Origin of the sequence: Paenibacillus sp. JJ-223, from assembly GCF_927798175.1 — a bacterium.
GTDB classification, from domain to species: domain Bacteria; phylum Bacillota; class Bacilli; order Paenibacillales; family Paenibacillaceae; genus Paenibacillus; species Paenibacillus hubeiensis.
This window is the reverse complement of sequence record NZ_CAKMMP010000028.1, coordinates 27,219-49,557: the sequence shown is the minus strand read 5'-3', so window position 1 is coordinate 49,557 and position 22,339 is coordinate 27,219. Positions and strand designations below refer to the sequence as shown.

The 22,339-nt window shown below is 50.1% G+C and carries 20 protein-coding genes, 1 rRNA gene and 1 other RNA gene; 1 reads left to right on the top strand and 21 read right to left on the bottom strand.

Annotated elements, in window-relative coordinates:
• The 15 genes from L6H98_RS30815 to rpoE all read right to left on the bottom strand — a co-directional run.
• Nucleotides 1-67, bottom strand: a 16S ribosomal RNA gene (locus L6H98_RS30815); the annotation flags it as partial.
• A 354-nt stretch (nt 68-421) separates the two neighbouring features.
• Nucleotides 422-691, bottom strand: coding sequence for a pro-sigmaK processing inhibitor BofA family protein (locus L6H98_RS30810; RefSeq protein WP_236421513.1), 270 nt, complete (start codon nt 689-691; stop codon nt 422-424).
• Nucleotides 692-726: 35 nt separating this feature from the next.
• Nucleotides 727-1,002, bottom strand: coding sequence for a DUF2508 family protein (locus L6H98_RS30805; RefSeq protein ID WP_236421512.1), 276 nt, complete (start codon nt 1,000-1,002; stop codon nt 727-729).
• 222 nt (nt 1,003-1,224) lie between these two features.
• The gene (gene recR, locus L6H98_RS30800; protein WP_236421511.1) at nt 1,225-1,824 is read right to left on the bottom strand and encodes a recombination mediator RecR; all 600 of its coding nucleotides are present in this window, start codon (nt 1,822-1,824) and stop codon (nt 1,225-1,227) included.
• Between the two features lie 34 nt (nt 1,825-1,858).
• Entirely contained in the window at nt 1,859-2,170 is a 312-nt protein-coding gene (locus L6H98_RS30795) for a YbaB/EbfC family nucleoid-associated protein (protein WP_236421510.1), read from the bottom strand.
• A 55-nt stretch (nt 2,171-2,225) separates the two neighbouring features.
• Nucleotides 2,226-3,983 carry a DNA polymerase III subunit gamma/tau gene (dnaX, locus tag L6H98_RS30790; protein WP_236421509.1) on the bottom strand — a complete coding sequence of 586 codons (1,758 nt, stop codon included), beginning with the start codon at nt 3,981-3,983 and terminating at the stop codon, nt 2,226-2,228.
• A 171-nt stretch (nt 3,984-4,154) separates the two neighbouring features.
• Nucleotides 4,155-4,422: signal recognition particle sRNA large type (gene ffs / locus L6H98_RS30785), an RNA gene on the bottom strand.
• Between the two features lie 163 nt (nt 4,423-4,585).
• Nucleotides 4,586-4,783 (bottom strand): 50S ribosomal protein L31, encoded by a 198-nt coding sequence (gene rpmE / locus L6H98_RS30780; RefSeq protein WP_236421508.1) that lies wholly within the window; start codon nt 4,781-4,783, stop codon nt 4,586-4,588.
• A 99-nt stretch (nt 4,784-4,882) separates the two neighbouring features.
• Nucleotides 4,883-6,160, bottom strand: coding sequence for a radical SAM protein (locus L6H98_RS30775; RefSeq protein ID WP_236421507.1), 1,278 nt, complete (start codon nt 6,158-6,160; stop codon nt 4,883-4,885).
• A gap of 97 nt (nt 6,161-6,257) precedes the next feature.
• On the bottom strand, nt 6,258-7,583 hold the full coding sequence (gene rho, locus L6H98_RS30770) for a transcription termination factor Rho (RefSeq protein ID WP_236421506.1): 1,326 nt from the start codon (nt 7,581-7,583) through the stop codon (nt 6,258-6,260).
• 516 nt (nt 7,584-8,099) lie between these two features.
• Nucleotides 8,100-9,353: a UDP-N-acetylglucosamine 1-carboxyvinyltransferase gene (locus L6H98_RS30765; protein WP_236421505.1), complete on the bottom strand. Its 1,254-nt coding sequence runs from the start codon at nt 9,351-9,353 to the stop codon at nt 8,100-8,102.
• Nucleotides 9,354-9,502: 149 nt separating this feature from the next.
• The gene (gene fba / locus L6H98_RS30760; protein ID WP_236421504.1) at nt 9,503-10,357 is read right to left on the bottom strand and encodes a class II fructose-1,6-bisphosphate aldolase; all 855 of its coding nucleotides are present in this window, start codon (nt 10,355-10,357) and stop codon (nt 9,503-9,505) included.
• A gap of 272 nt (nt 10,358-10,629) precedes the next feature.
• A complete protein-coding gene (locus L6H98_RS30755; protein WP_290371514.1) occupies nt 10,630-11,016 on the bottom strand; it encodes a response regulator in 387 nt (128 codons plus the stop codon).
• Between the two features lie 371 nt (nt 11,017-11,387).
• Entirely contained in the window at nt 11,388-12,995 is a 1,608-nt protein-coding gene (locus L6H98_RS30750) for a CTP synthase (RefSeq protein ID WP_236421503.1), read from the bottom strand.
• Between the two features lie 483 nt (nt 12,996-13,478).
• Nucleotides 13,479-14,036, bottom strand: a complete 558-nt coding sequence (gene rpoE, locus L6H98_RS30745; protein ID WP_236421502.1) for a DNA-directed RNA polymerase subunit delta — start codon at nt 14,034-14,036, stop codon at nt 13,479-13,481.
• A gap of 432 nt (nt 14,037-14,468) precedes the next feature.
• Between rpoE and L6H98_RS30740 the strand changes: the two genes are divergently transcribed.
• Nucleotides 14,469-15,623: a S8 family peptidase gene (locus tag L6H98_RS30740; protein WP_236421501.1), complete on the top strand. Its 1,155-nt coding sequence runs from the start codon at nt 14,469-14,471 to the stop codon at nt 15,621-15,623.
• A 119-nt stretch (nt 15,624-15,742) separates the two neighbouring features.
• On the opposite strand, the gene argS is transcribed toward L6H98_RS30740, so the two are convergent.
• The 6 genes from argS to speE form a co-directional block, all read right to left on the bottom strand.
• Nucleotides 15,743-17,422, bottom strand: a complete 1,680-nt coding sequence (gene argS, locus L6H98_RS30735) for an arginine--tRNA ligase (RefSeq protein WP_236421500.1) — start codon at nt 17,420-17,422, stop codon at nt 15,743-15,745.
• On the bottom strand, nt 17,419-17,844 hold the full coding sequence (locus L6H98_RS30730; RefSeq protein ID WP_236421499.1) for a DUF1934 domain-containing protein: 426 nt from the start codon (nt 17,842-17,844) through the stop codon (nt 17,419-17,421). The genes argS and L6H98_RS30730 overlap by 4 nt, the downstream gene beginning before the upstream one ends.
• 300 nt (nt 17,845-18,144) lie before the next feature.
• Nucleotides 18,145-18,432: a DUF6171 family protein gene (locus L6H98_RS30725; RefSeq protein ID WP_236421498.1), complete on the bottom strand. Its 288-nt coding sequence runs from the start codon at nt 18,430-18,432 to the stop codon at nt 18,145-18,147.
• Between the two features lie 8 nt (nt 18,433-18,440).
• Nucleotides 18,441-19,931 carry an alpha-N-arabinofuranosidase gene (locus L6H98_RS30720; protein WP_236421497.1) on the bottom strand — a complete coding sequence of 497 codons (1,491 nt, stop codon included), beginning with the start codon at nt 19,929-19,931 and terminating at the stop codon, nt 18,441-18,443.
• A 415-nt stretch (nt 19,932-20,346) separates the two neighbouring features.
• Nucleotides 20,347-21,216, bottom strand: a complete 870-nt coding sequence (gene speB, locus L6H98_RS30715; RefSeq protein ID WP_236421496.1) for an agmatinase — start codon at nt 21,214-21,216, stop codon at nt 20,347-20,349.
• Nucleotides 21,217-21,230: 14 nt separating this feature from the next.
• Nucleotides 21,231-22,058, bottom strand: coding sequence for a polyamine aminopropyltransferase (gene speE / locus L6H98_RS30710; protein WP_236421495.1), 828 nt, complete (start codon nt 22,056-22,058; stop codon nt 21,231-21,233).
• Nucleotides 22,059-22,339 lie beyond the last annotated feature (281 nt).

Genomic DNA, 22,339 nt, shown 5'->3' with positions numbered 1-22,339 from the left:
GCTCGACTTGCATGTATTAGGCATGCCGCCAGCGTTCGTCCTGAGCCAGGATCAAACTCTCCAATAAAGATGAATTTCGGTCACGAGGTTAATCGTGATAAAAATCATCTGAGGTATTGAAAAGAGCGATTAGCTCATTTTGAATCTGACGAGATAAAATATCTCAAGTTTTGATCTTGCAAGCAAGATCAGTTTACTCACTCGTTGTTCAGTTTTCAAAGATCAAACTTCGTTTTCGTTGCCGCCTTTTCGTTAGCGGCGACTTTAATAATATATCATACTTTGTTTGTTTCAGTCAAGCACTTTTTTTGAAGTTTTTTCTCAATCCTTCTTTTCAAGAACTGATTTCATTTCAAAATTGCTATCCCTTCCAAGCAAAGCAACGAAATATAATATATCACAGATGAATCACCTCGGTCAACTACCCAAACAAAGAAAATTTTAATCCAAGCAAAAGTCCAATACCAGGCAGTCCCAAAACACTCACAGTTCCAATCGTTGCGGGATTCAACGGGATGTACCATCCTGTGACCCACCCCGAATAATTGATGACGTAAATCGCTACTGCTGACAAAACAAGATGGATGCCAAAGGAGGTCAGCCACGCTATGCCTAATTTCTTCTTTAATAAAATAACGAAGAGCGCAAGCAGCGATAACACCAATATGCTGCCCAATATCATCGTCTTCATACAAATCCCCCCATCCGGATTAAATCCTGATTTATTCAGACGCTCATTTCCCTGTCCACTCTTAAAGGTCCATTGACCCCGGCTTGTTTAGCCCTCTTTAAGTGGATCTGGTATTTCCGCTCCGCAGCCTCAAGAACAAAGATCGCATAATCAATCTCATCTTCCCCCTGCGCTTCCTCGAACTGTCTTACCGCACGTTCCCATTCCGCTTTAGCCCGTTCAATATCCAGATAGATCCTTGCCGCCTCTTCTTCTCTTTTGAGATATTCATGTTTCTCGCCGGTTGAACCCTTTTTCCCAAACCATCTCATAAGCCTCTCCTCCTGATCTACCTTGATACATTCATACATATCAGCAGATGGACAAACTTAGAACCGATTTGAGCATTCTTAATGACCCTTTCTAATATTTTACTAAACAAAAAAGAGAGCCTTGCGGCTCTCTCCACCCCCATAATCAGACAAAGGGCTGTTATTCCTTGTGAAACACCTTCAAACCCGGATTAACCCCAAGCTAAAGCAACCAAGGGATGCTTACCGAATCTCTCTTCTTCCTTCCAACGCCTTGGACAGTGTAACCTCGTCCGCGTATTCCAGGTCCCCCCCTACAGGTAATCCATGGGCTATACGGGTGACGGTGATCTCGAACGGGCGAACAAGACGGGAAATATACATCGCCGTCGCTTCTCCTTCAATGTTCGGGTTCGTAGCCAGTATAAGCTCCTTGACCCGTTCATCGCTAAGACGGACCAAAAGTTCCTTTAACCGAATGTCGTCAGGCCCAACCCCCTCCATCGGCGATATGGCCCCCTGCAGCACATGATAATATCCGTCAAATTCCTTCGTCCGCTCCATGGCCACGAGATCCTTGGAATCCTGAACCACACAGATGACCGATCCATCCCTGGATTTGTCCTGGCATATCCGGCACGGATCTGTATCCGTAATATTGCAACACACGGAACAGTAGTGAAGATTGCGCTTCACACTGACCAACGCTTTAGCAAAATCAATAACATCGTCTTCCTTCATGTTCAACACATGAAATGCTAATCGAGCAGCCGTTTTGGGGCCAATCCCCGGCAATCGGGTAAAGGCATCAATCAGCTTCGATATCGGTTCGGGATAATACAATCGCGCGAGTCTCCTTTGGCAGGATCAATTTCAATTAAAACAATCCCGGAATTTTCATGCCGCCAGTGAATTTGCCCATATCCTGGTTGGCAAGTTCGTCAGCTTTGCTCAGTGCATCGTTCACAGCCGTCATCACGAGATCTTGCAGCATTTCGACGTCGTCCGGATCTACCGCTTCAGGTTTGATCGTAACAGAGAGCAATTTTTTGTGTCCGTTCACTTCTGCCGTAACCACGCCGCCTCCGGAAGTACCTTGAACCGTTTTGTCGCCCAGTTCTTCCTGCGCTTTCAGCATTTGTTCCTGCATTTTCTTCACTTGCTTCATCATTTGGTTCATGTTATTCATCTGTAATCATCTCCTTAATAAAATGATATTGCATTGACAACAAGACATTGCGACATTATTCCTTAATAATGACCAAGTCTTCCCCAAAGAGCTGAATAGCCTCGTCAATCCACGGCTGCTTGCCTCCCGAGCCTCCATCCTCATGTTCGGGTTCGAGCTTAAATTCCTCCTTCGGGGACTCAACAGCTCCCTCTATGACGCCATTCCAATCCTTCAGCATCATGGTTACGAGACGCATCGGACGTCCTATTTGTTCCGCAAGCACCCGTTCAATCACTTCGCGATTCGCCTGTTTCTCGGTCGTTTCCCGGTGAATGTTGTTTTTAAACGCAACCAGAACGTTGTCTTCCAGCACCGACACCGGCTCGCCATCCATAAACCAGGCATGAACGGTAACCTTTTCTTCCTTCACTCGCTGCAATATTTGCCCCCAACGCTTGCTGACATCCGCAAATTCCGGCGACCCTTTCCGTGCCACATACTGATCCAGATGCGACGGAAGTTTGGCAGGTGCGTTGCCTCTGGACACAGGAGCACGCGTCGCAGGACGCGAAGGACCACTAGAAGCAGCCTCGCCTCCACTCAACCCGGCTTTAAGCGCTCGATCAAGTTTCTTCTCAAGCTCCGATACCTGCTGTTTCAAACGCTGGATTTCCCCATGATCGCCAGGCATGGAAGCAGATTGCGCAGAAACGCCCGCCGCCGCTTCGCCATCCGACCCTTGTTGACCAGGAATGCTGCACAGCTTCAACAAAGCCACCTCGAATAACGTTTGCGGTTGAACAGCGTACTTCATCTCGCTCTGATAGCGGTTAAGCGTATCAATCATCTGAAACAGTTGCCCTTTGGTAAAGGCTTCGGCCATTTCCCGGAACGACTCCGGGTGAAGCACGCGATCCGTCAGCTTGTCGGCATCCGGTACCATTTTGATCATAAGCAAGTCGCGGAAATAATACAGCAGGTTCTCCATGCATTTATCGGCACTTTTACCCTCATGCATGAAGCCCTCGATCATCTGTAAAATATGACCGACATCGCCCTTGAGCAAAGAAGCTGCAAGTTTGGCAAACTGTTCCGAGGGAATTCCGCCGGTCATATCCATAACCTTCTGATAAGTCACCTTGCCGTCGGTGAAGGAAGAGATCTGGTCGAGCACGCTAAGTGCATCCCTCATCCCGCCATCAGAAAGTCGAGCAATATACTGGAGGGCATCCCTGTCGGCTTGCATGCCTTCCTGTTCACAGATCAGCTCAAGCCGGTCAGTCTGCTCATCCAGCGACACCCTGCGAAAATCGAATCGCTGACAACGCGATATGATCGTCGCAGGAAGGCGATGCGGCTCGGTTGTAGCCAAAATAAACATCACATGCGGAGGCGGCTCCTCCAATGTTTTCAACAAAGCATTGAAAGCTTCTGTCGTCAACATGTGCACTTCATCAATAATATAGACCTTCTGGCGAACCTCGGTCGGAGCATATTTAACCTTCTCCCTCAGATCGCGAATTTCCTCAACGCCGCGGTTGGACGCAGCATCAATCTCCTGCACGTCCATAACTGAGCCGGAAGTAATTCTGCGGCAGGCCTCGCACTCGTTGCAAGGCTCGGGCGCAGGGCCGCGTTCGCAGTTTACAGCCTTCGCCATAATTTTGGCGGCACTCGTTTTACCGGTTCCCCGGGGCCCACTAAACAAATAAGCATGGGAAGTCCGCTGCTCACGAATCGCGTTCTGCAGGGTCTGAATAATATGCTGTTGTCCCACCATATCCTGAAACGACTGGGGGCGCCACGCCCGATATAACGCGATATGCTCCATGATGCGTTACCTTCCTTCCACTTCGCATTCGAGTCTCTTGTCGTTCCCCCATTATACTATATTCCGGGGTGAATCCAAACTCCATCTGACTCAATCTCGCATCCTTTTTTGGTAAAATAAAAAGACCTCTGCATGTCATATCTGCAAAGATCTCTGAAATATCATCGTAAGCCGTGCACCTGTTATTGATAATTGCGATCCAAGTGGCACCCCTGAACGAAAGCTCAGGCTAGGCAACCCTTCGGCACAAGAGTGGTCTCACTTATGGCTGCTTCCTTCCGGACCTGACCAGGTTCATGAGTACTCATTGCGAAGGACCCAACCGTCAACGCCCCATTCAGGGACCAAACCTCACATCGACAATACCTCTAACAGGAATTCAACCTCGCTATAGCGGATTGCGAGTAACAGGGCACCGCTACCTCCCCATCTAGCACGGTAAGAAATAGTATAGCGTAACCTCATCGAAAATGCAACCAATCTGCAATGGGAAGTGTCACCATCTCTCGTGCACACAAGCCATTACAACAAAAAAACCCCTGCCGCTAGGGCAGAGGTGTTTTGCAAAGCAATGCTCAGACCGTTCATAACGAATGGCTGAATTAGATGCCGTATTTTTTCTTGAAACGATCCACACGGCCGCCTGCATCGATAAACTTCTGTTTACCAGTGAAGTGCGGATGGCACGCGGAGCAAATCTCTACACGCAGTTCGTCTTTAACAGAGCCTGCTTCAAAAGTGTTACCGCAAGCGCAAGTTACGTTTACTACAGTGTATTTAGGATGAATTGCTGCTTTCATTTCCTTTCACCTCTTTCCGCCCTGAGCCTCAAGCGGACCCAGAGTAAATGAAACAACTTTGACGATTATAACACGGGACATTCCGACTTGCAATTGTTATTACAAGGGGGTAATCAGCCGCTTCGGCCGCGCCATGCCCACCGGCGGAACATGCGTATAAGATCCGATGACGACGTCCGGAAGCTCCTGTTCAAAGATCTCAAGCGCCTGTTTCATGCCAAGGATATCTCCTTGAGCGGGCGGGATCAGTTCCAGGTAACTTTCAGGATCAATGTTCAGGTTACGCATCTGGATCAGGCGCAGATTTGTTCTGCGGGCGAATTCGATCATCGCCTCAATCTCTTCCTCGCGGTCTGTTACTCCCGGGAAGATGAGATAGTTAATCGACGTATACACTCCTTGGTCAGACGCATATTTTAGCGATTTTTCCACATTGGCCAGCGTGTACCCGCGCGGTTTGTAATATGCATTATAATGATCATCCAGCGCACTGATCGTGCTTACTCGCATCAAATCAAGCCCGGCATCAACAATGCCGCGGATATGGTCGCTCAAACCAGCATTGGTGTTGATGTTAATGTAGCCCATATCCGTAATGGATCGAACCTCGCGAATCGCCTCAATGATCAATTTGGCTTGAGTGGAAGGCTCTCCCTCACACCCCTGTCCAAAACTGATGATCGATTCCGGCGTCTTGAGATGTTCCAGCATGACCTCAACGATTTCTTCCACGCGCGGACGGAAATTCATGCGTGTCTGAGGGGATACAAAACCGCTGTCATCCGGCTGCTCGGAAATACACCCGAAACAACCCGCATTACAGGAATACGAAACAGGTACCCCACCTTCCCAACGATTCAAAAACGTATTGGATGATGTCAGACACTCATAACCAAGGGCACAATTGGACAAATGCGTATACAGCCGGTTTTCGGGATACTTCTCGGTCAGGCGCTTCACACCACTCCGTACCTCATCGCGATCGCAGTTCAGCGGATTCCACTGGTCCGGCTGGTCGGACATCCGGGCCGTTACGTAGAAACCATCTTCTTTCCATACAACCGCCGAATATCCAAACAGCGGCAGCTTGTATTCCTTATCCGTTTTCACATAACCAGGCAGACAGAGACGCGTAAAGCCTTGTGGCAGAAGCGCGCCTACGGCCTGGGTGTCCTTCGGCAACGGCAGCATTTCTCCAGTCTCCGGATCCATCCCGATCGGACGAGTGCTTGGCAATCCCACAAGCGTCGCGCCCTCGGGCAACGGAATCAACTCGTCCTCCATAATTTCCACGATCATATCTCCGCTGCGGGCGAGCCCGAACAACGAAGGATGATCAAAAACATTACCTTGTTCATCTGCGTACACTAAATACATGATGTTCTCCTTACATCTAATGGGTTAATCCTCGCGTCGGGGTCAACGTCCGAAGAAAGATGGCCCGCAGCCGGGCCAATGCTGATGGCTGGCAAAACTAGGTTGTTGTCGCAGAGGTTGCGGCCTGTCTTGTAGACCGGCGAGTTGTCGTCGTTCCCGAGTTGCTCGTCGGGCTGCTCCCCGCCGTATCGAAAGCGGCCAAAAACTCGGTGTTCGTTTTACTATTGCGCAACTTTTTCAGGAAGCTTTCAACAAAATCATGAGAGTCGTTCATGTTTTTGCGGATCGACCAGATTGTATCGAGTTCTTCTTTGGTCAGCAGCACTTCTTCGCGGCGCGTTCCCGATCTGCGAATGTCGATGGCCGGGAAAATGCGGCGTTCCGCCAAACGGCGATCCAGATGCAGCTCCATGTTCCCCGTACCTTTAAATTCTTCATAAATGATGTCATCCATACGCGAACCGGTATCGATGAGGGCCGTAGCCAGAATGGTCAAGCTGCCGCCCTCCTCCACGTTCCGCGCTGAACCGAAGAAACGCTTCGGTCGATGGAATGCAGCGGGATCGATACCACCGGAAAGCGTTCGTCCGGAAGGCGGAATAACCAGGTTGTACGCACGCGCTAGACGCGTGATACTGTCCAAAAGGATAACCACATCCTTTTTCGCCTCAACCAAGCGCAGAGCCCGTTCAAGCACCAATTCCGCAACCTTGATATGGTTCTCCGGCAATTCGTCAAACGTAGAAGCCACAACCTCACCTTTGACAGAACGGGACATATCCGTCACTTCCTCCGGGCGTTCGTCAATCAATAGCACAAAGAGTTCAATGTCGGGATTATTGGTTGAAATGCTATTCGCGATCTCTTTGAGCAGGAGTGTTTTACCCGCTTTGGGAGGTGCCACGATCAATCCGCGCTGTCCCAGACCTACTGGCGCTAGCAAATCCATGATTCGGGTAGACAAATGGTTGGGGGATGTTTCGAGAACCAGCTTTTTTTGCGGATACAATGGGGTTAGCGCCGGGAAATGAAGTCTTTCCGCAGCAGCCGAGGGGTTCTCGCCATTGACGGCGTTCACTTGCAGCAATCCGAAATAACGTTCGTTTTCCTTGGGCGTTCTGCATTTTCCGGATACAAGATCGCCGGTTCTCAGGTCAAACTTGCGAATCTGCGAAGCGGAGATATAGATGTCTTCTGTGCTCGGCAGGTAATTGATCGGTCTAAGGAACCCGTAACCTTCCGGGAGAATCTCCAGCACGCCTTCCATGAACATTAATCCGCTCTGTTCCGCCTGTGCGCGCAAAATCGCAAAAATCAGTTCCTTCTTTTTAAGTTGGCCGTAGTATGGAATTTGATATTTTTTGGCCAGTTTGTAAAGATCCGTAAGCTTCATTTCTTCCAAATCGGAGATCTGTAGATCCATATAATAACCACCTATTCAATTAATAAGTCCGTGAAATGGATAGTTTTTCTTGATATTCCGGCAAGCGAGCCCAGCACTCTCTCCTGCTGCACTCTCTTCTGTCCATTGTACGGAATGTAACCGTTATATTGCAAATCGTTGTCCTAGAATGTAAGTTTTCCGAGCGGGGTATTCAAGATTCCGCTGTCGGTAGTGAGTGAACAAATTCATGAGGCGATTGATCCGGGTGACCAGCGATGAAGTGAAGTTCAAACAAACCGGGGTACGGGGAATGGAATACAAGCTGTTGGAATGAGCAAACTGAAGTTCAGCTCAAAAAAAGACCCTCCGGATAAGGAGACCAAACCATATCCACTTACTCCGGAGAGACTGAGAACTCTATTAGTATAGGTTAACCCAGTTGTCTAAAAGATATGCAGTTAAACGAGAAAAAAACACTTTGTCGACAAGATTCCATCACAAAAAGAGACATGCCGACATTGAGCAGGCTGTTTCCCTTGCCAATCAGGAGTCGAATCAAATCGTTTCACGCCATACGTCAGCGCCCAACATCCGCAGATTGGTTACAAGGTGATCGTAACCCCGATCAATCAACTCTACGCCCGTCACCTCGGTTACACCTTCCTTAACGGTAAGTCCAGCGATAACCAGAGCAGCTCCGGCGCGGAGGTCGGCCGCCTTGACCTTGGCAGCGTTCAGTTCCCCGCCTTCAATAATGGCCGAACGTCCCTCCACTCGAATTTTGGCTCCCATACGAACCAGCTCGGGAACATGCTTGAAGCGATTGCTGTAAACGAAATCGCTAAGCACGCTTACGCCGCTGGCTTGGGTAAGCACACTTGTCATTGGAGATTGCAGATCCGTCGGAAAACCGGGGTACACCAACGCCTTCACGTCAACATGACTATAGGACGGGCGCCCGATGACACGAATGCTCTCATCCATTTCCTCGATGCTCACACCCATTTCCAGCAATTTGGCCGTTAAAGCCTCCAAATGTTTGGGAATAACATTATCGATCAGAACGTCCCCACGCGTTGCTGCAGCAGCAATCATATAGGTTCCTGCCTGAATGCGGTCGGGAATAATGGAATGGCGGCACCCTCTCAGGGATGGAACGCCTTCTATGCGAATCGTCTCGGTTCCAGCGCCTTTTATGCTGGCACCCATGGAATTCAAAAGTGTTGCTACATCTATAATCTCAGGCTCTTTGGCCGCATTTTCAATAATTGTGGAACCTTTGGCACGAGTGGCTGCCAACATAATGTTAATGGTTGCGCCAACACTGCTTACGTCGAGGTAAATCTTTGCACCGCGCAGTTCTTTGGCGTGCAGATGGATGGAGCCATGCTCGTTGGTCACAGTCGCTCCCAACGCTTCAAAGCCTTTGATATGTTGATCAATCGGACGAGGCTCGAAATTACAGCCTCCAGGCAAACCTATGGTTGCCTCTTTAAAACGCCCAAGCAGCGCTCCCATCATATAATAAGAAGCTCGAAGCTTTTTCACGGGACCGTTAGGCATGGGGATGGATTTAATATCGGAAGGATCGATCTTCATCTGATTTCCTTCCCAAGATACACGTGCCCCAAGTTCCTCCAAAATTTCCGCATAAACTGCCACATCGCTCAAAAGCGGCAGGTTGTCCAGCACGACTTCCGACTCGGCAAGCAATGCTGCAGGAATAAGCGCAATGGCGCTGTTCTTGGCGCCACTAATAGTCACAGTCCCCTGCAACGGGCGTCCGCCACTAATCATCAATTTTTCCATAAAGCTTAAAGTCCCCCTACGTGTTTTGCGGCCGATGAACGGCAATTCATGCTGACGGCTTTCGGTGTGAAACGGGCGTTAAAATGGAAAGACACCGGCTAGGCGGTGTTCTTTCCACTTGTACCCATATGGAGCTGCAAAAAAGCAAATTAAGCTTTGTTGTTGGAACCGAACTCACGGATTTTGCCAATAACCGTTGCTTTGATCGCGTCGCGACCTGGAACGATGTATTTGCGCGGATCGTAAGCATCCGGCTTCGCTGCAAGCACTTCGCGAACCGCTTTAGTGAATGCAATTTGGTTTTCAGTGTTTACGTTGATTTTGGAAGTACCCAAGGAAATCGCTTTGTCGATATCATGTTTAGGGATACCAGTACCGCCATGCAGAACGAGCGGCAGTTTAACAGCATTGCAGATTTCTTCCATCTCTTTGAAGCCCAGGTTTGGTTCGCCTTGGTATGGACCGTGAACGGAACCCAGAGCCGGAGCCAAAGTGTCGATGCCTGTTTCTTTGACGATACGGATACATTCGTTCAGGTCAGCATATTGGATGCCGCCGATTACGTCATCTTCTTGTCCGCCCACAGTACCTACTTCAGCTTCAACGGAAACGCCTTTAGCGTGTGCATATTCAACGACTTTTTTCGTCATTTCGATGTTTTCGTCGATTGGGTGATGGGAACCATCGATCATAACGGAAGTGAAGCCGGCATCGATTGCTTCTTTACATTTATCAAAGCTGGAACCGTGGTCCAGATGAATAGCAACTTCAACCGTGATTTTCATATCGTGAATGAGTCCTTCTACCATTTTCACTACAGTGTAGAAGCCGCCCATGTGACGCGCTGCACCTTCGGATACGCCGAGAATTACAGGAGATTTTTCTTCTTCTGCAGCTGCGAGAATCGCTTGCGTCCACTCCAGGTTGTTGATGTTGTATTGACCAACAGCATACTTTCCTTCGAGTGCTTTGTTCAACATGTTTGTCATAGAAACTAATGGCATGGTTTCAATCCTCCTAGGGGTTTGGGTTGTGTCTATGGTTTTTAGCCGAATCACATACGGGCTTATTATACCACATCCCGTGTCAAATACTAAACAAGCATTTGCAAAAATGCTGTGCTATGCAGCACAGTTTTCATAGACAACGCATAACGGGCTCCCCATATCCAATATTCCCCTGCCATCTGTTCGCAATACCCCTTTTACGACCTGCCTTTATCAAACCGCCTCCAACAACCGAAAGCATGACAAAAAAATCCTGCTGGACACAGGACTCAACTGCATTTACCAGCCGTATCGCTGCGGAGCTGCATATTGACTGCCACCCGCATTTCATCAATGTCAAACGGTTTCGTAAAATGCATCAATGCCCCCAGATCGGTCGCTTCCTTGATCATATCCAATTCCCCGTAAGCAGTCATCATAATCACCTTGATGCTCGAATCGATCTCCTTGATGTGTTTTAAAATCTCCAGCCCGTCCATGCCCGGAATCTTCATATCAAGCAACACCAGATCAGGTTTGTCATTTTTGACAATCTCCAAAGCGACTTTGCCGTTCGGTGCCTGAAAGGTGTTATATCCCTCGCTGCTGAACACTTCCATTAACAGAATTCGAATCCCATTTTGGTCATCAACAATTAAGACTTTTTTGTTTTCCACGGATTAAACCTCCTACAATTAGGAAAAGCATGTACGCAATCGAGAACTGGATAACTATCCCATAGTCGACATGATAAGTATTCTACTTCGTGCAACGAAATCCTGCCTGATGGAAAAATCTTGGGCTGTAGAAAAGTAACCCCGTCCCCCCAGGTACTGCCTCTACCTCAATTAACCTTTGTTAAACGAACCGGAATTGTTTTTCTTCATGCACTAACTCCAAATTTTATACGTACATATATAAATCAAACGTTTATCTGACTCAAAAAAAATCTCCCGCACGACTGAATTCACTTCAGTGTGCGGGAGATTCCATATCGCTGCATCCGACCCTTTGTCGGATTTCGCATTTATAGATGAATCGCTATGGCTTATTTGCTTTCAGCGTTTAGCAAGGATGCTTTCACAAACTCGCGGAACAACGGCTGCGGACGGTTCGGACGGGACGTGAACTCCGGATGGAATTGAACCGCCAAGAACCAAGGATGGTTCGGAAGCTCAACGATTTCCACCAAACGCCCGTCAGGGGACGTACCGGAGATGACCAGACCTGCCTTTTCAATCTCTTCGCGATACTCGTTGTTGAACTCGTACCGATGGCGGTGTCTCTCGTATACCAATTCGTCGTCGTAGCATGCCGCAGCCAGGGAACCTTCCTGCAGCTTGCACGGATACAGCCCGAGGCGCATCGTTCCACCCAAGTTTTCGATATCCTTCTGCTCAGGCAGCAGGTCAATCACTGGGAATTCGGTGGTAGGGTTGATCTCGGAGCTGTTCGCGCCGTTCATGCCCACGATGGAACGTGCATACTCGATCACGGAAACCTGCATGCCAAGACAGATACCGAAGAACGGAATTTGTTTCTCGCGTGCATATCGAATCGCCGTTACCTTGCCCTCGATTCCGCGATCGCCAAAGCCGCCGGGCACCAGAATGCCGCCTACGCCGCCCAGCAACTCGTCCACGTTCTCTTCGGTCACGTCCTCGGATTGAATCCAGCGAAGCTTCACGTCCGCATTGGCCGCAAAACCTGCATGGGACAAGGATTCCACAACGCTCAAATACGCATCGTGAAGCGCCACGTATTTACCCACGATCGCGATTTCAACCGTACGCTCCAGCTTGCTGATCCGCTCAACCAATCCTTCCCACTCGCTCATATCCGGTGCAGGAGTGGTCAATTTCAGATGGTTCACGACGATTTCGTCCAAACCTTCTTCGCGCAGGTTCAGCGGAACTTCATACAACGTGCTGGCGTCGCGGCATTCCACAACGGCGTTGGCATCAATATCGCAGAACAAGGCGATTTTGGCTTTCATGTCTGTGGACAGTTCATATTCTGTGCGGCAAACGATGACGTTCGGCTGAATGCCGATGCTGCGCAGTTCTTTTACGCTATGCTGTGTCGGCTTTGTTTTCACTTCTCCCGCAGCCTTGATATAAGGAATCAGCGTTACGTGGATATACATGACATTGTCGCGGCCCACGTCGCTCTTGATTTGACGGATTGCTTCCAGGAAAGGCAAGCTCTCGATATCGCCGACGGTTCCGCCGATTTCCGTGATAACAACATCCGAGCCCGCTTCGCGGCCTGCGCGGAATACGCGTTCTTTAATCTCGTTCGTGATATGCGGAATGACTTGCACCGTGCCGCCCAGATATTCCCCGCGCCGCTCTTTGCTGATGACGGAGGAGTATACTTTACCAGTCGTGACGTTGCTGTTTTTGGAAAGGTTAATATCGATGAAGCGCTCGTAATGACCCAAATCCAGGTCTGTTTCCGCGCCGTCATCGGTTACGAACACTTCACCATGCTGATACGGACTCATGGTACCCGGGTCGATGTTGATGTACGGATCAAATTTTTGAATGGTCACCTTCAACCCACGATTTTTCAGCAATCTGCCCAGCGAAGCTGCCGTAATCCCTTTGCCCAGGGAGGACACAACGCCGCCCGTCACGAAAATATACTTTGTCACTTTCTTAACCCTCCTAATATAAGTACGAAAATTCAGGCGATATATGGTGTTATCGTAACCCGTTTCCCAGGTAATCATCGTCAAAAGGAGTTGGCAACAAATGCCACGGCCTGCAAGCCGCTCTCCTTCACGAAGCCAGTTGCATAAAGTTTTCAGGCGAAGTCAACGTACCGTTTTTCCGTAAAGCCTACCCTCGTCCAGAGCGGCAATGCATTCCAAGAATGACTTTGCGCACAAGGTTTTTTTTATAACCTAAATGGACCAAGATTCGTTGGCCGGGAGCATGGAAAAAGATTACTTTTTAACGAATTCAGCCTTAAAAACACAAAAAAAAAGCACTCCCGCAGGACGGGGCACTTTTTATAAAAATCATAAATATACAATCGCTCATTCATAAGCCCATGCAATAGTTTACCCGTTACCCAAGTCTGTGTCAAGGCTGACTCTCCCGGGAAAAAAGGGCAAAATATTGACGCCGGATGATTAGCGATCCTTTTCGTCGTTGTAATCCTCTTCGTCGTCAAACTCTTCTTCTTCTTCATCCTCAATGTCTTCTTCTTCGAGGTCGTCGTCTTCAACCAAGACTTCTTCGTCGCTGTCGTCTTCGTCAAAGATATCGTCGTCTTCATCCTCATCCTGATCATCGTTGGAATCGTTGAAGTCATCATCCACGTTGTAGTTGTCTTCCTCTTCGCCGAAGTCCTCGTCTTCCAGGTCATCGTCGTCATCATTAATGATGCGTGGACGATTGGTCCCCGAAACGGCATCTTCGTTCCCGCCAACCGGATACCAACGCTTCAGCCCCCAGAGACTTGTACCTACACATGCAAATCGACCATCGATATTGATTTCGGTGTACAGCTGGGCAATATATTCGTTGATCTCTTCATCCGTCATGCCGCGTTGTTTCGCAACCTCGTTCATCAAATCAAGGTAGTAGTACGGCGTGTTGGCCGCTTTAAGTACCATGAACGCAAGATCGACCAAAGGAATTTCCTTAACTTTTTCTTTATCAATTTTCAAATTGAGTGAGGTACTCACTGACTGACACTTCCTCTCACACATAATTCGCAAACACGTTATATCCCTGCAAGATGGACCGTTACGCATAACATATCCATTAACAAACCTAAGTAAAACCTATTTAGCGTCAAAAAGCAAGTTTTTATCCAGCCATTTTTTATATTGTCAAACGCCAGGTCCCCCGCACCCTACACGCCTTTTTTCGGAAAATAAATCAAATGGGAAAAAGACGGAGTTTCCTCCGCCTTTCTGACTGTATGCCCTTAAAGGATTGTTCCTCGCCCTGGGTCCCCGCAAGAGCCCTCCAACCCTCTATCCATCATATGTTTCTGTCCCCGTTTTGACACGGAGGGAGTGGGTTTTCGCAAAAAAAGGGCAAGTTCCCCATGCGCCGGGATGAACGCATTCATAGAATACTTCAGCATGTTCATCCCGAAGGGGGCTCCCAATATGGACTATACCGGCTTATTGCATCATTTGGCGGAAGGAATGCAACGCCTTGAACCAGAGCAGAGTGAACGGTATCTGATTCGGTTCGCCAGACCCGGGCAATATGAAGCTTGTCTGATGCAATTATCCCGGATGCGAAACGAGATCGCCGGCCTGGGAACCGTTCGCTCTTCCCGGTTGGCCCGTTCCATTATCGCTCCACTGCCATGCCCTGAGGAATTGGTTCGTTTCGGAAATGATCTGACCGTGGAGAAGGATCAGAAAGTCACGATCCATACCGCAGCCCTTTACAACAAACCAAGCAGCGTTCAAGGCATCCCTTGGGGCGTCAAGCAGATTCGGGCACCCAAGGTTTGGTCTGTTTCCACCGGACATCGGGTCAAAATCGGCGTGATTGATACCGGGGCAGACTTCCACCATCCCGATTTGCGCTACTCACTCGCCCAAGGGATCAATCTCCTCAATCGAAGCCTGCTTCCGCACGACGACAACGGTCACGGGACCCACATTGCAGGAACCATCGCCGCAGCCAACAGCACGGCAGGCATGATCGGCGTTGCCCCGCGTTCCCTGATCTATCCCGTAAAGGCATTCGACCATAACGGTTCCGCATTCGTATCCGATATCGTCCTTGGCATTGATTGGTGCGTGCGCAACCGGGTCGACATCATCAATATGAGCTTCGGCATGAAAACGCGCAGCAAAGCCCTGCTCGACGTGGTCAATCGCGCTTACCAGGCTGGAATCGTTATCGTTGCATCGTCAGGAAATGACGGGAAACGACGCAGCATCGATTATCCGGCACGTTATCCTCAAACAATATCCGTTGGGGCCACCGACAAAAATCGGCGCATTGCGCCATTCAGCAATCGCGGCACCTACGTGGATGTTTATGCTCCAGGCGACAAAATCGTCTCCTCCTGGGTCCACGGAAAACATCATGAGATGAGCGGCACGTCCATGGCCACCTCTCATGTCAGCGGAGCCATTGCCCTGCTGCTCGCCAAGTACCCCGGCTTGTCGCCGGGCGAAATCAAAACGTTGGTCAAACGCGCAACCGTGCCGTTGCGAGCCCGCAAACCATCGGCCGCCAAGCCCAAAGTTCGAGGCGGAGAGATCGATGCTCTCAAGCTGATGCAGGAGAAACGTGAATAGGTCGGAACGGTCTGCCCGCGCAGGCAGGAAAAAGAAGCCTCCATACATGAGGCCAGGCGTAACCCGCAGCATGCATGGAGGCTTCTCAGCGCAGGCGCGCCAGAGCGCCTGTCATGTAATTACATTTTGTCCGGTGCGGACACGCCGACCAGACGGAGCGTTGTCGCGATCACGGTACGAACGGCACCAATCAGCGCCAGACGCGCCTGGGTTTGAGCAGCGTCTTCGGTGATGACGCGTTCAGCGCGATAATAACTGTGGAACAGGGATGCCAGCTCATACACGTATCGAATCATGCGATGAGGGGCATAACCGGCTGCCGCAGCAGCGATTTCCTCTGGAAGTTCCCCGATTTTGCGCAGCAAATCATACTCATGCTCCGTGTTCAACTTCGAAAGGTCGATCTCGGAGATCGGCAGCAATTGAATGCCCTGCTCTTCCGCTTGGCGGAATACGCTACATACGCGAGCATGCGCATACTGCACGTAAAACACCGGATTCTCATTCGAGGTAGAAATGGCGAGGTCCATGTCGAAATCCAGATGGGAGTCCATGCTGCGCATCGTGAAGAAATAACGGATGGCATCCACGCCGACTTCATCCATCAAGTCCTCCATCGTTACCGCTTTGCCTGTACGTTTTGACATCTTCACTTTCTCGCCATTCTGGAACAAGCTGACCATTTGCGCGATCAACACGACCAATTTGGCAGGATCGTTTCCGAGTGCCTGCATGGCCGCTTTCATCCGCGGAATGTAACCATGATGGTCCGCTCCCCAAATGTTGATCATGATGTCGTAACCACGAGCATACTTGTCGCGGTGATAGGCAATGTCCGGCGTGAGGTAGGTATACGTTCCGTCGTTTTTAATCAATACACGCTCTTTGTCGTCGCCGTATTGCATCGTTTTCAGCCAAGTCGCCCCGTCTTGCTCGTAAATTTCGTTGCGATCGCGCAGCTCGTCAAGAACGCGCAGCACCTCACCGTTGTCGTAAAGCGATGTTTCGCTGAACCAATTGTCGAATGGCACGCGGAAGCGTCCCAAGTCACGCTTGATTTTGTCCAATTCCTTTTCCAGGCCATAGTCGCGGAAATACGCCGCACGGTCCCCAGGGCTCATGGACAACAGCTCTTCGCCCTTCTCCGCCACGAGTTCCTTCGCGAAACCGATAATGTCCTCTCCATGGTATCCGTCTTCCGGCATTTCGGCATCCTGGCCGAGCTCCTGCAAATAACGGGCTTCGATGGAACGAGCCAGGTTGAATACCTGGTTGCCGGCATCGTTAATATAGTACTCGCGGGTAACCTGATATCCCGCAAAATCGAGAACGTTGCACAGCGCATCGCCGACAGCCGCACCGCGAGCATGTCCCAAATGCAGGCTTCCTGTCGGATTGGCGCTGACAAACTCCACTTGGACCTTGCGGCCTTCACCCGCATTGATGCGGCCATAATTTTCGCCTTGCTCTTGCACGAGCGCCAGCACAGGGTACAGATAACTCTTGTCCAGCTTGAAGTTGATGAAACCTGGTCCGGCAATGTCGGCCTTTTCGATGCCGGCTTCCGCCAGATTCAGATGGTTTATGATCTCTTCCGCAATTTGGCGAGGATTGCGCTTCGCAATTTTGGTCAGCTGCATCGCTGCATTCGTAGCCAGATCGCCGTGTGCTTTGTCGCGTGGCACTTCAAGCGTGATGACAGGCAGCTCTTCCTGCGAAACAATGCCTGCAGCCACGATGGCATTGCCAACAGCCGTGCTTACCCGTTCGTTAATCGTATCGAGTGGATTACGTGTCATGAAATTGGTTCCTCCTGTATATGCAAACTAATCGCAAAATGTCCGGATGCTTCATCAAATCGGTAAAATTCGTAGCTCCACGCCGCTTTTGCATTTAACCCGTCCATGGAAAGCTCCATTTTCCGGGTGTGCGTGGACAGCGCAAACGACATGTAAGGCGAACGATAAAACCCGGGCAGCTTGCGCCCAAGCTCAAACGTCTGCTCCGACTCCACCTCGCCGTGGCGCATGATCTTGATGGATTGTGCACTGAGCTTCAGGGTCGTGCGGGTGATGCCGCCCTGCGGGCCCGCTTCAGGCTCTACGTAACGCACGTATAATGCCTTTCCTTTTAGCGTCGCTTCCCCCTGAAGATCCTGCACTACATTTTCACCATCATAACGGCTGTGCAGCCGGATCCGAACCGGTCGCATGTTCGACATGAATGTTACAACCTCCAATATATTCGAAGACGGCACAAAGCGGGGCGGCTGGTGAGAACAACCCATCCCCCGTCACGACCGCTATACGCATTCAGTATACGGAAAACGCTCGGCCTCCCGCGCATTTCTTTGCGTATGTCTCATTCGATTCCCATACATTCAAAATCTCTACTGTATAACTATATCCAGTTCAACCGTTCAATTCAAATCCAAATTCAGAGTTTTTGCCCAGCCGCGACAAAAAAGAGCTGCACTTATTGTGTACAGCTCCATCCAAATTCGTTCATTATTCGCAAGCGTTCAATTCCATCTCGGCTCATAAGGGTACGGACAGACCGAATCGGCCAGTTTGGCGCGCACATGAACAATGCAGCCGCAGTAACGGCAGGTGGTCCCGTACTGCAAACCCGGACAACTTGAACAGATGGATAGCCGATTAGCGTATCGCTCATCCGTCACAACCGCGCGAGCCCGAGAAGCCAGCTCCACGAGTTTGGCCAGTTTGGCCTCGCTGATCTGCACGCCGTGCTCCTCGCTGCATCCTTTGCAGCGTCCCTGCCGATTCGTGCGTTCATCCGTTTGGGACATTGGCGCCGTCATGCCTTCAACGCAATCACGCCGACGGATGCGGGAGGGAGCGTGAAGCGCAATTCGTTGTTTTCTAGCGATAGATCGCTCCAATCCGCCAATTGAACCCGGTTCGGTTCTTCAAATGTATTGTATGCCCCGAAGTCGTCATGGTGGAGGATTCGCCCCGATACCGATGCCGCATCGGAAGTTTGGAAGGAGTCCAGACGGCAAACCACTTCCAATTCATCCGTGTGGCTCAGATTGCACGCCGTTACATGAACGACTCCCTCCGCATTGCGGGACGCGGACAAGCTAAGCTGAGGAATGGTCTCATCCCCGAAAGTGTATGCCGGACTCTCATAGTTCAATTCCAATCGCTGCGCGTCCATATGCACCTGATACATGTCAAAGACGTGATACGTCGGAGTAAGCAGCATACGTTCGCCCTCGGTCAGCACAAGAGCTTGCAGCACATTGACGATCTGCGCCAAATTGGCCATTTGCACCCGTTTATTGTAATTGTTGAACAAGTTCAGGTTAATTCCCGCCACAAGCGCATCCCGCATCGTGTTTTGCTGGTACAGGAAACCCGGGTTGGTTCCCGGCTCCACGTTGTACCACGTCCCCCACTCATCGATGATCAGCGCAACCTTGTTCTCCGGATCGTATTTGTCCATAATCTCCGAATGCTTCACGATCAATTCTTCCATATGAAGCGTGCGTTTCAAAGTGCGGAACCAGGCTGCTTCGTCAAATCCGGTCGCTTCCCCTTTATCCTGCCAGTTCCCTGTCGGGAGCGTGTAATAGTGCAGACTTAATCCGTCCATGAAACGTGCTGCTTCGCGCATCAGCACTTCCGTCCATTCATAGTTGTCCTCATTGGGACCGCAGGCGATTTTGAAAATGCGGTTGTCGGAATAATTGCGCACATATGTGGAGTAACGGCGATATTCATCGGCGTAATACTCGGGTCTCATGTTTCCGCCGCAGCCCCAGTTTTCGTTGCCCACCCCGAAATAGGTCAGCTTCCAGGGCTTTTCACGCCCGTTGGATTTGCGCCAGTTCGCCATCGGGGATTCGCCGTCAAACGTGATGTATTCGACCCATTGCTGCATTTCTTGAACGGTTCCACTCCCGAGATTCCCGCTAATGTAAGGCTCTGTGCCGAGCAATTCGCACAAACGGAGGAATTCATGCGTGCCAAAATGGTTGTTTTCTTCCACTCCGCCCCAGTTGTTGTTGATCATGCGCGCGCGTTCGCTTTTGGGGCCGACGCCATCTTTCCAGTGATATTCATCGGCGAAGCATCCGCCCGGCCACCGCAGTACCGGAATATTCAGCTTCTGCAGCGCTGTCAACACGTCATTGCGAATGCCGTCCGTATTTGGAATGGGCGAGTCCTCCCCCACCCATAACCCCTCATAGATGCACCGCCCCAAGTGCTCCGAAAAGTGACCATAAATATTACGATTTATTAATCCTTTATCCGAATTTGAATTTAAAATAACATCAACCATAATTCCTGCCTCCCCAAATTATATTGTTATCGCTTACAATACTATTTTTTGGCATGGGTTTCAACCGTTATTATCACCGCACAAAAAAAGACTTTCCAGCTTATCACAGCAGGGAAAATCCTCTGGGGAACACCAACGGGGCTGCAAATCACACTGTACCTTCAAATTGTGGTTCAATATATGAAATAACAGAATTATTAATTCATATCCTTCCCGTGTTTAGCCAAAAGTCAGAGCGTATATCGTAGTGTTTCGATCCCAGGACAACCGCTGCTTCCACATCGTTCCACCGTCCGTGTCTGATCCATGGCAAAGGTATCAGCGCCCGTTACAACAAACCATCCGGCCATAAAAAAAACGTCCCCTTCCGCGCAGGCCATAACCTGACGCAGAGAAAGGACGTCGTTATTCTCGGTTACTTCACGAATCCAAGCAGCATTTCGCGAATCAGTTTTGCTGCAACGATTTGCGTCTGTTGCGTCGGATCGTAGATCGGAGCCACCTCGACCAGGTCGCAGCCCACAACGTTCACGCCGGAACCTGCAATCAAGTGTACCGCTTCAAGCAGCTCTTTGGACGTAATGCCTCCCGCTTCGGCGGTACCTGTGCCTGGCGCAGCCGACGGGTCAAGCACGTCGATGTCGATCGTCACGTATACCGGACGGTTGCCCATGCTTGGCAAGGCTTCCTTCAGCGGGGCGGCTACTTCGAACGGATAAAAGTTGATGTTTTCGCGGCCATATTGGAACTCTTCGCGGGAACCGGAACGAATACCGAATTGATAAATGTTTTTGCCGCCCATCAATTCGGCAGCTTTGCGTACCGGCGTAGAGTGGGACAGCGGTTCGCCTTCGTATTGCTCGCGCAGGTCAGCATGCGCATCGATATGAATCAGGATCAGGTCCGGATACTTTTTGTGCATTTGCTGAATGACTGGCCAAGTGACGAGATGTTCCCCGCCAAGACCGATCGGAAATTTGTCATCCGCCAGCAGGCCGCCGATGTATTCGCTAATGACGTCAAGGCTGCGTCCGGCATTGCCGAAAGGCAGAAGCAGATCGCCTGCATCAAAGTACGTCATATCCACAATGCTTTTGTCCAAGTATGGGCTGTACTCTTCCAGACCAACCGATGCCTGGCGGATATGGGACGGGCCGAAACGAGAGCCGGGACGGAAGCTGACGGTATAGTCCATCGGCATGCCGTAAATCACCGCTTTGGAGTTTTCGTAATCTTCGGAGCTGCAAATAAATACGTTGCCGGAATAGGCTTGATCCAATTTCATGAATAATGTCCTCCTTATTTCGTCAGGTCCTCCACGAACTTGGGGAGCACAAAGGCTGCCTTATGCAATCGCGAGGAATAATACCTGGTATCCAATTCGGGAATTCGAGTCTCGTCGACGCTGAGCGGGTCATGCGTCTTGCTGCCCATCGTGAACGTCCAAAGGCCGCTCGGGTATGTCGGAATATTGCACCCGTATACGCGCACGATCGGGAAAATCTCTTTAACATCCTTGTTGACCTTTTGGATCAGATCCGCCTTGAACCAGGGGTTATCTGTCTGGGCCACAAAGATGCCGTCTTCCTTCAACGCTTCGTATATGCCTTGGTAGAAACCGCGTTCAAACAAAGGCGCCGCAGGACCTACGGGTTCCGTCGAATCAACGATGATGACATCGTATTCGTCTTTATGTTCAATAATGTGCATATAGCCGTCATTCACGAGCACTTCAACGTTAGGCTCGTTCAGTTTGCCGGCTATTTCGGGCAAATATGTTTTGGAATACTCGATGACTTTGCCGTCGATTTCAACCAAAACGGCTTTTTCTACGGCATCATGCTTGATGACCTCGCGAATCACGCCGCCGTCGCCGCCTCCCACGACCAGAACCCTTTTCGGGTTCGGATGTGTATTCAGGGCAGGATGAGCCGCCATTTCATGGTACACGAACTCATCTTTTACCGTGGTCATGACCATTCCGTCCAACACCAGCATGTTGCCGAACTCTTCTGTCTCAATCATCGCCAAATCCTGAAATTCCGTTTGCTCATGAACATAGGTCTGTTTGATCTTCGCAGTGATCCCGAATGTGGGAGTCTGCTTCTCCGTAAACCACAATTCCATGATCCTACCTTCTTTCCGTATAGTTGATGCTCAGGGCGTCCCGAAAGCTTCGCCATCAGGAACGTCCGAACTCGTCCAACAATTCGGCCTTGGCAACGGAACTCGCTGAGGCCAGCGGGAAAGTCCGCACTCACTTCATTTACGACAGGAGACAAACCGGATCAGATGATAAGCCGTATCGTACCATTCAACCAAACTACACAGCGTTATACCGATCAATGGATCGTGCCTTCTGTATGTTGTGCTGAACAGTACCTTTTCATTACCCTTTTGCATTATAC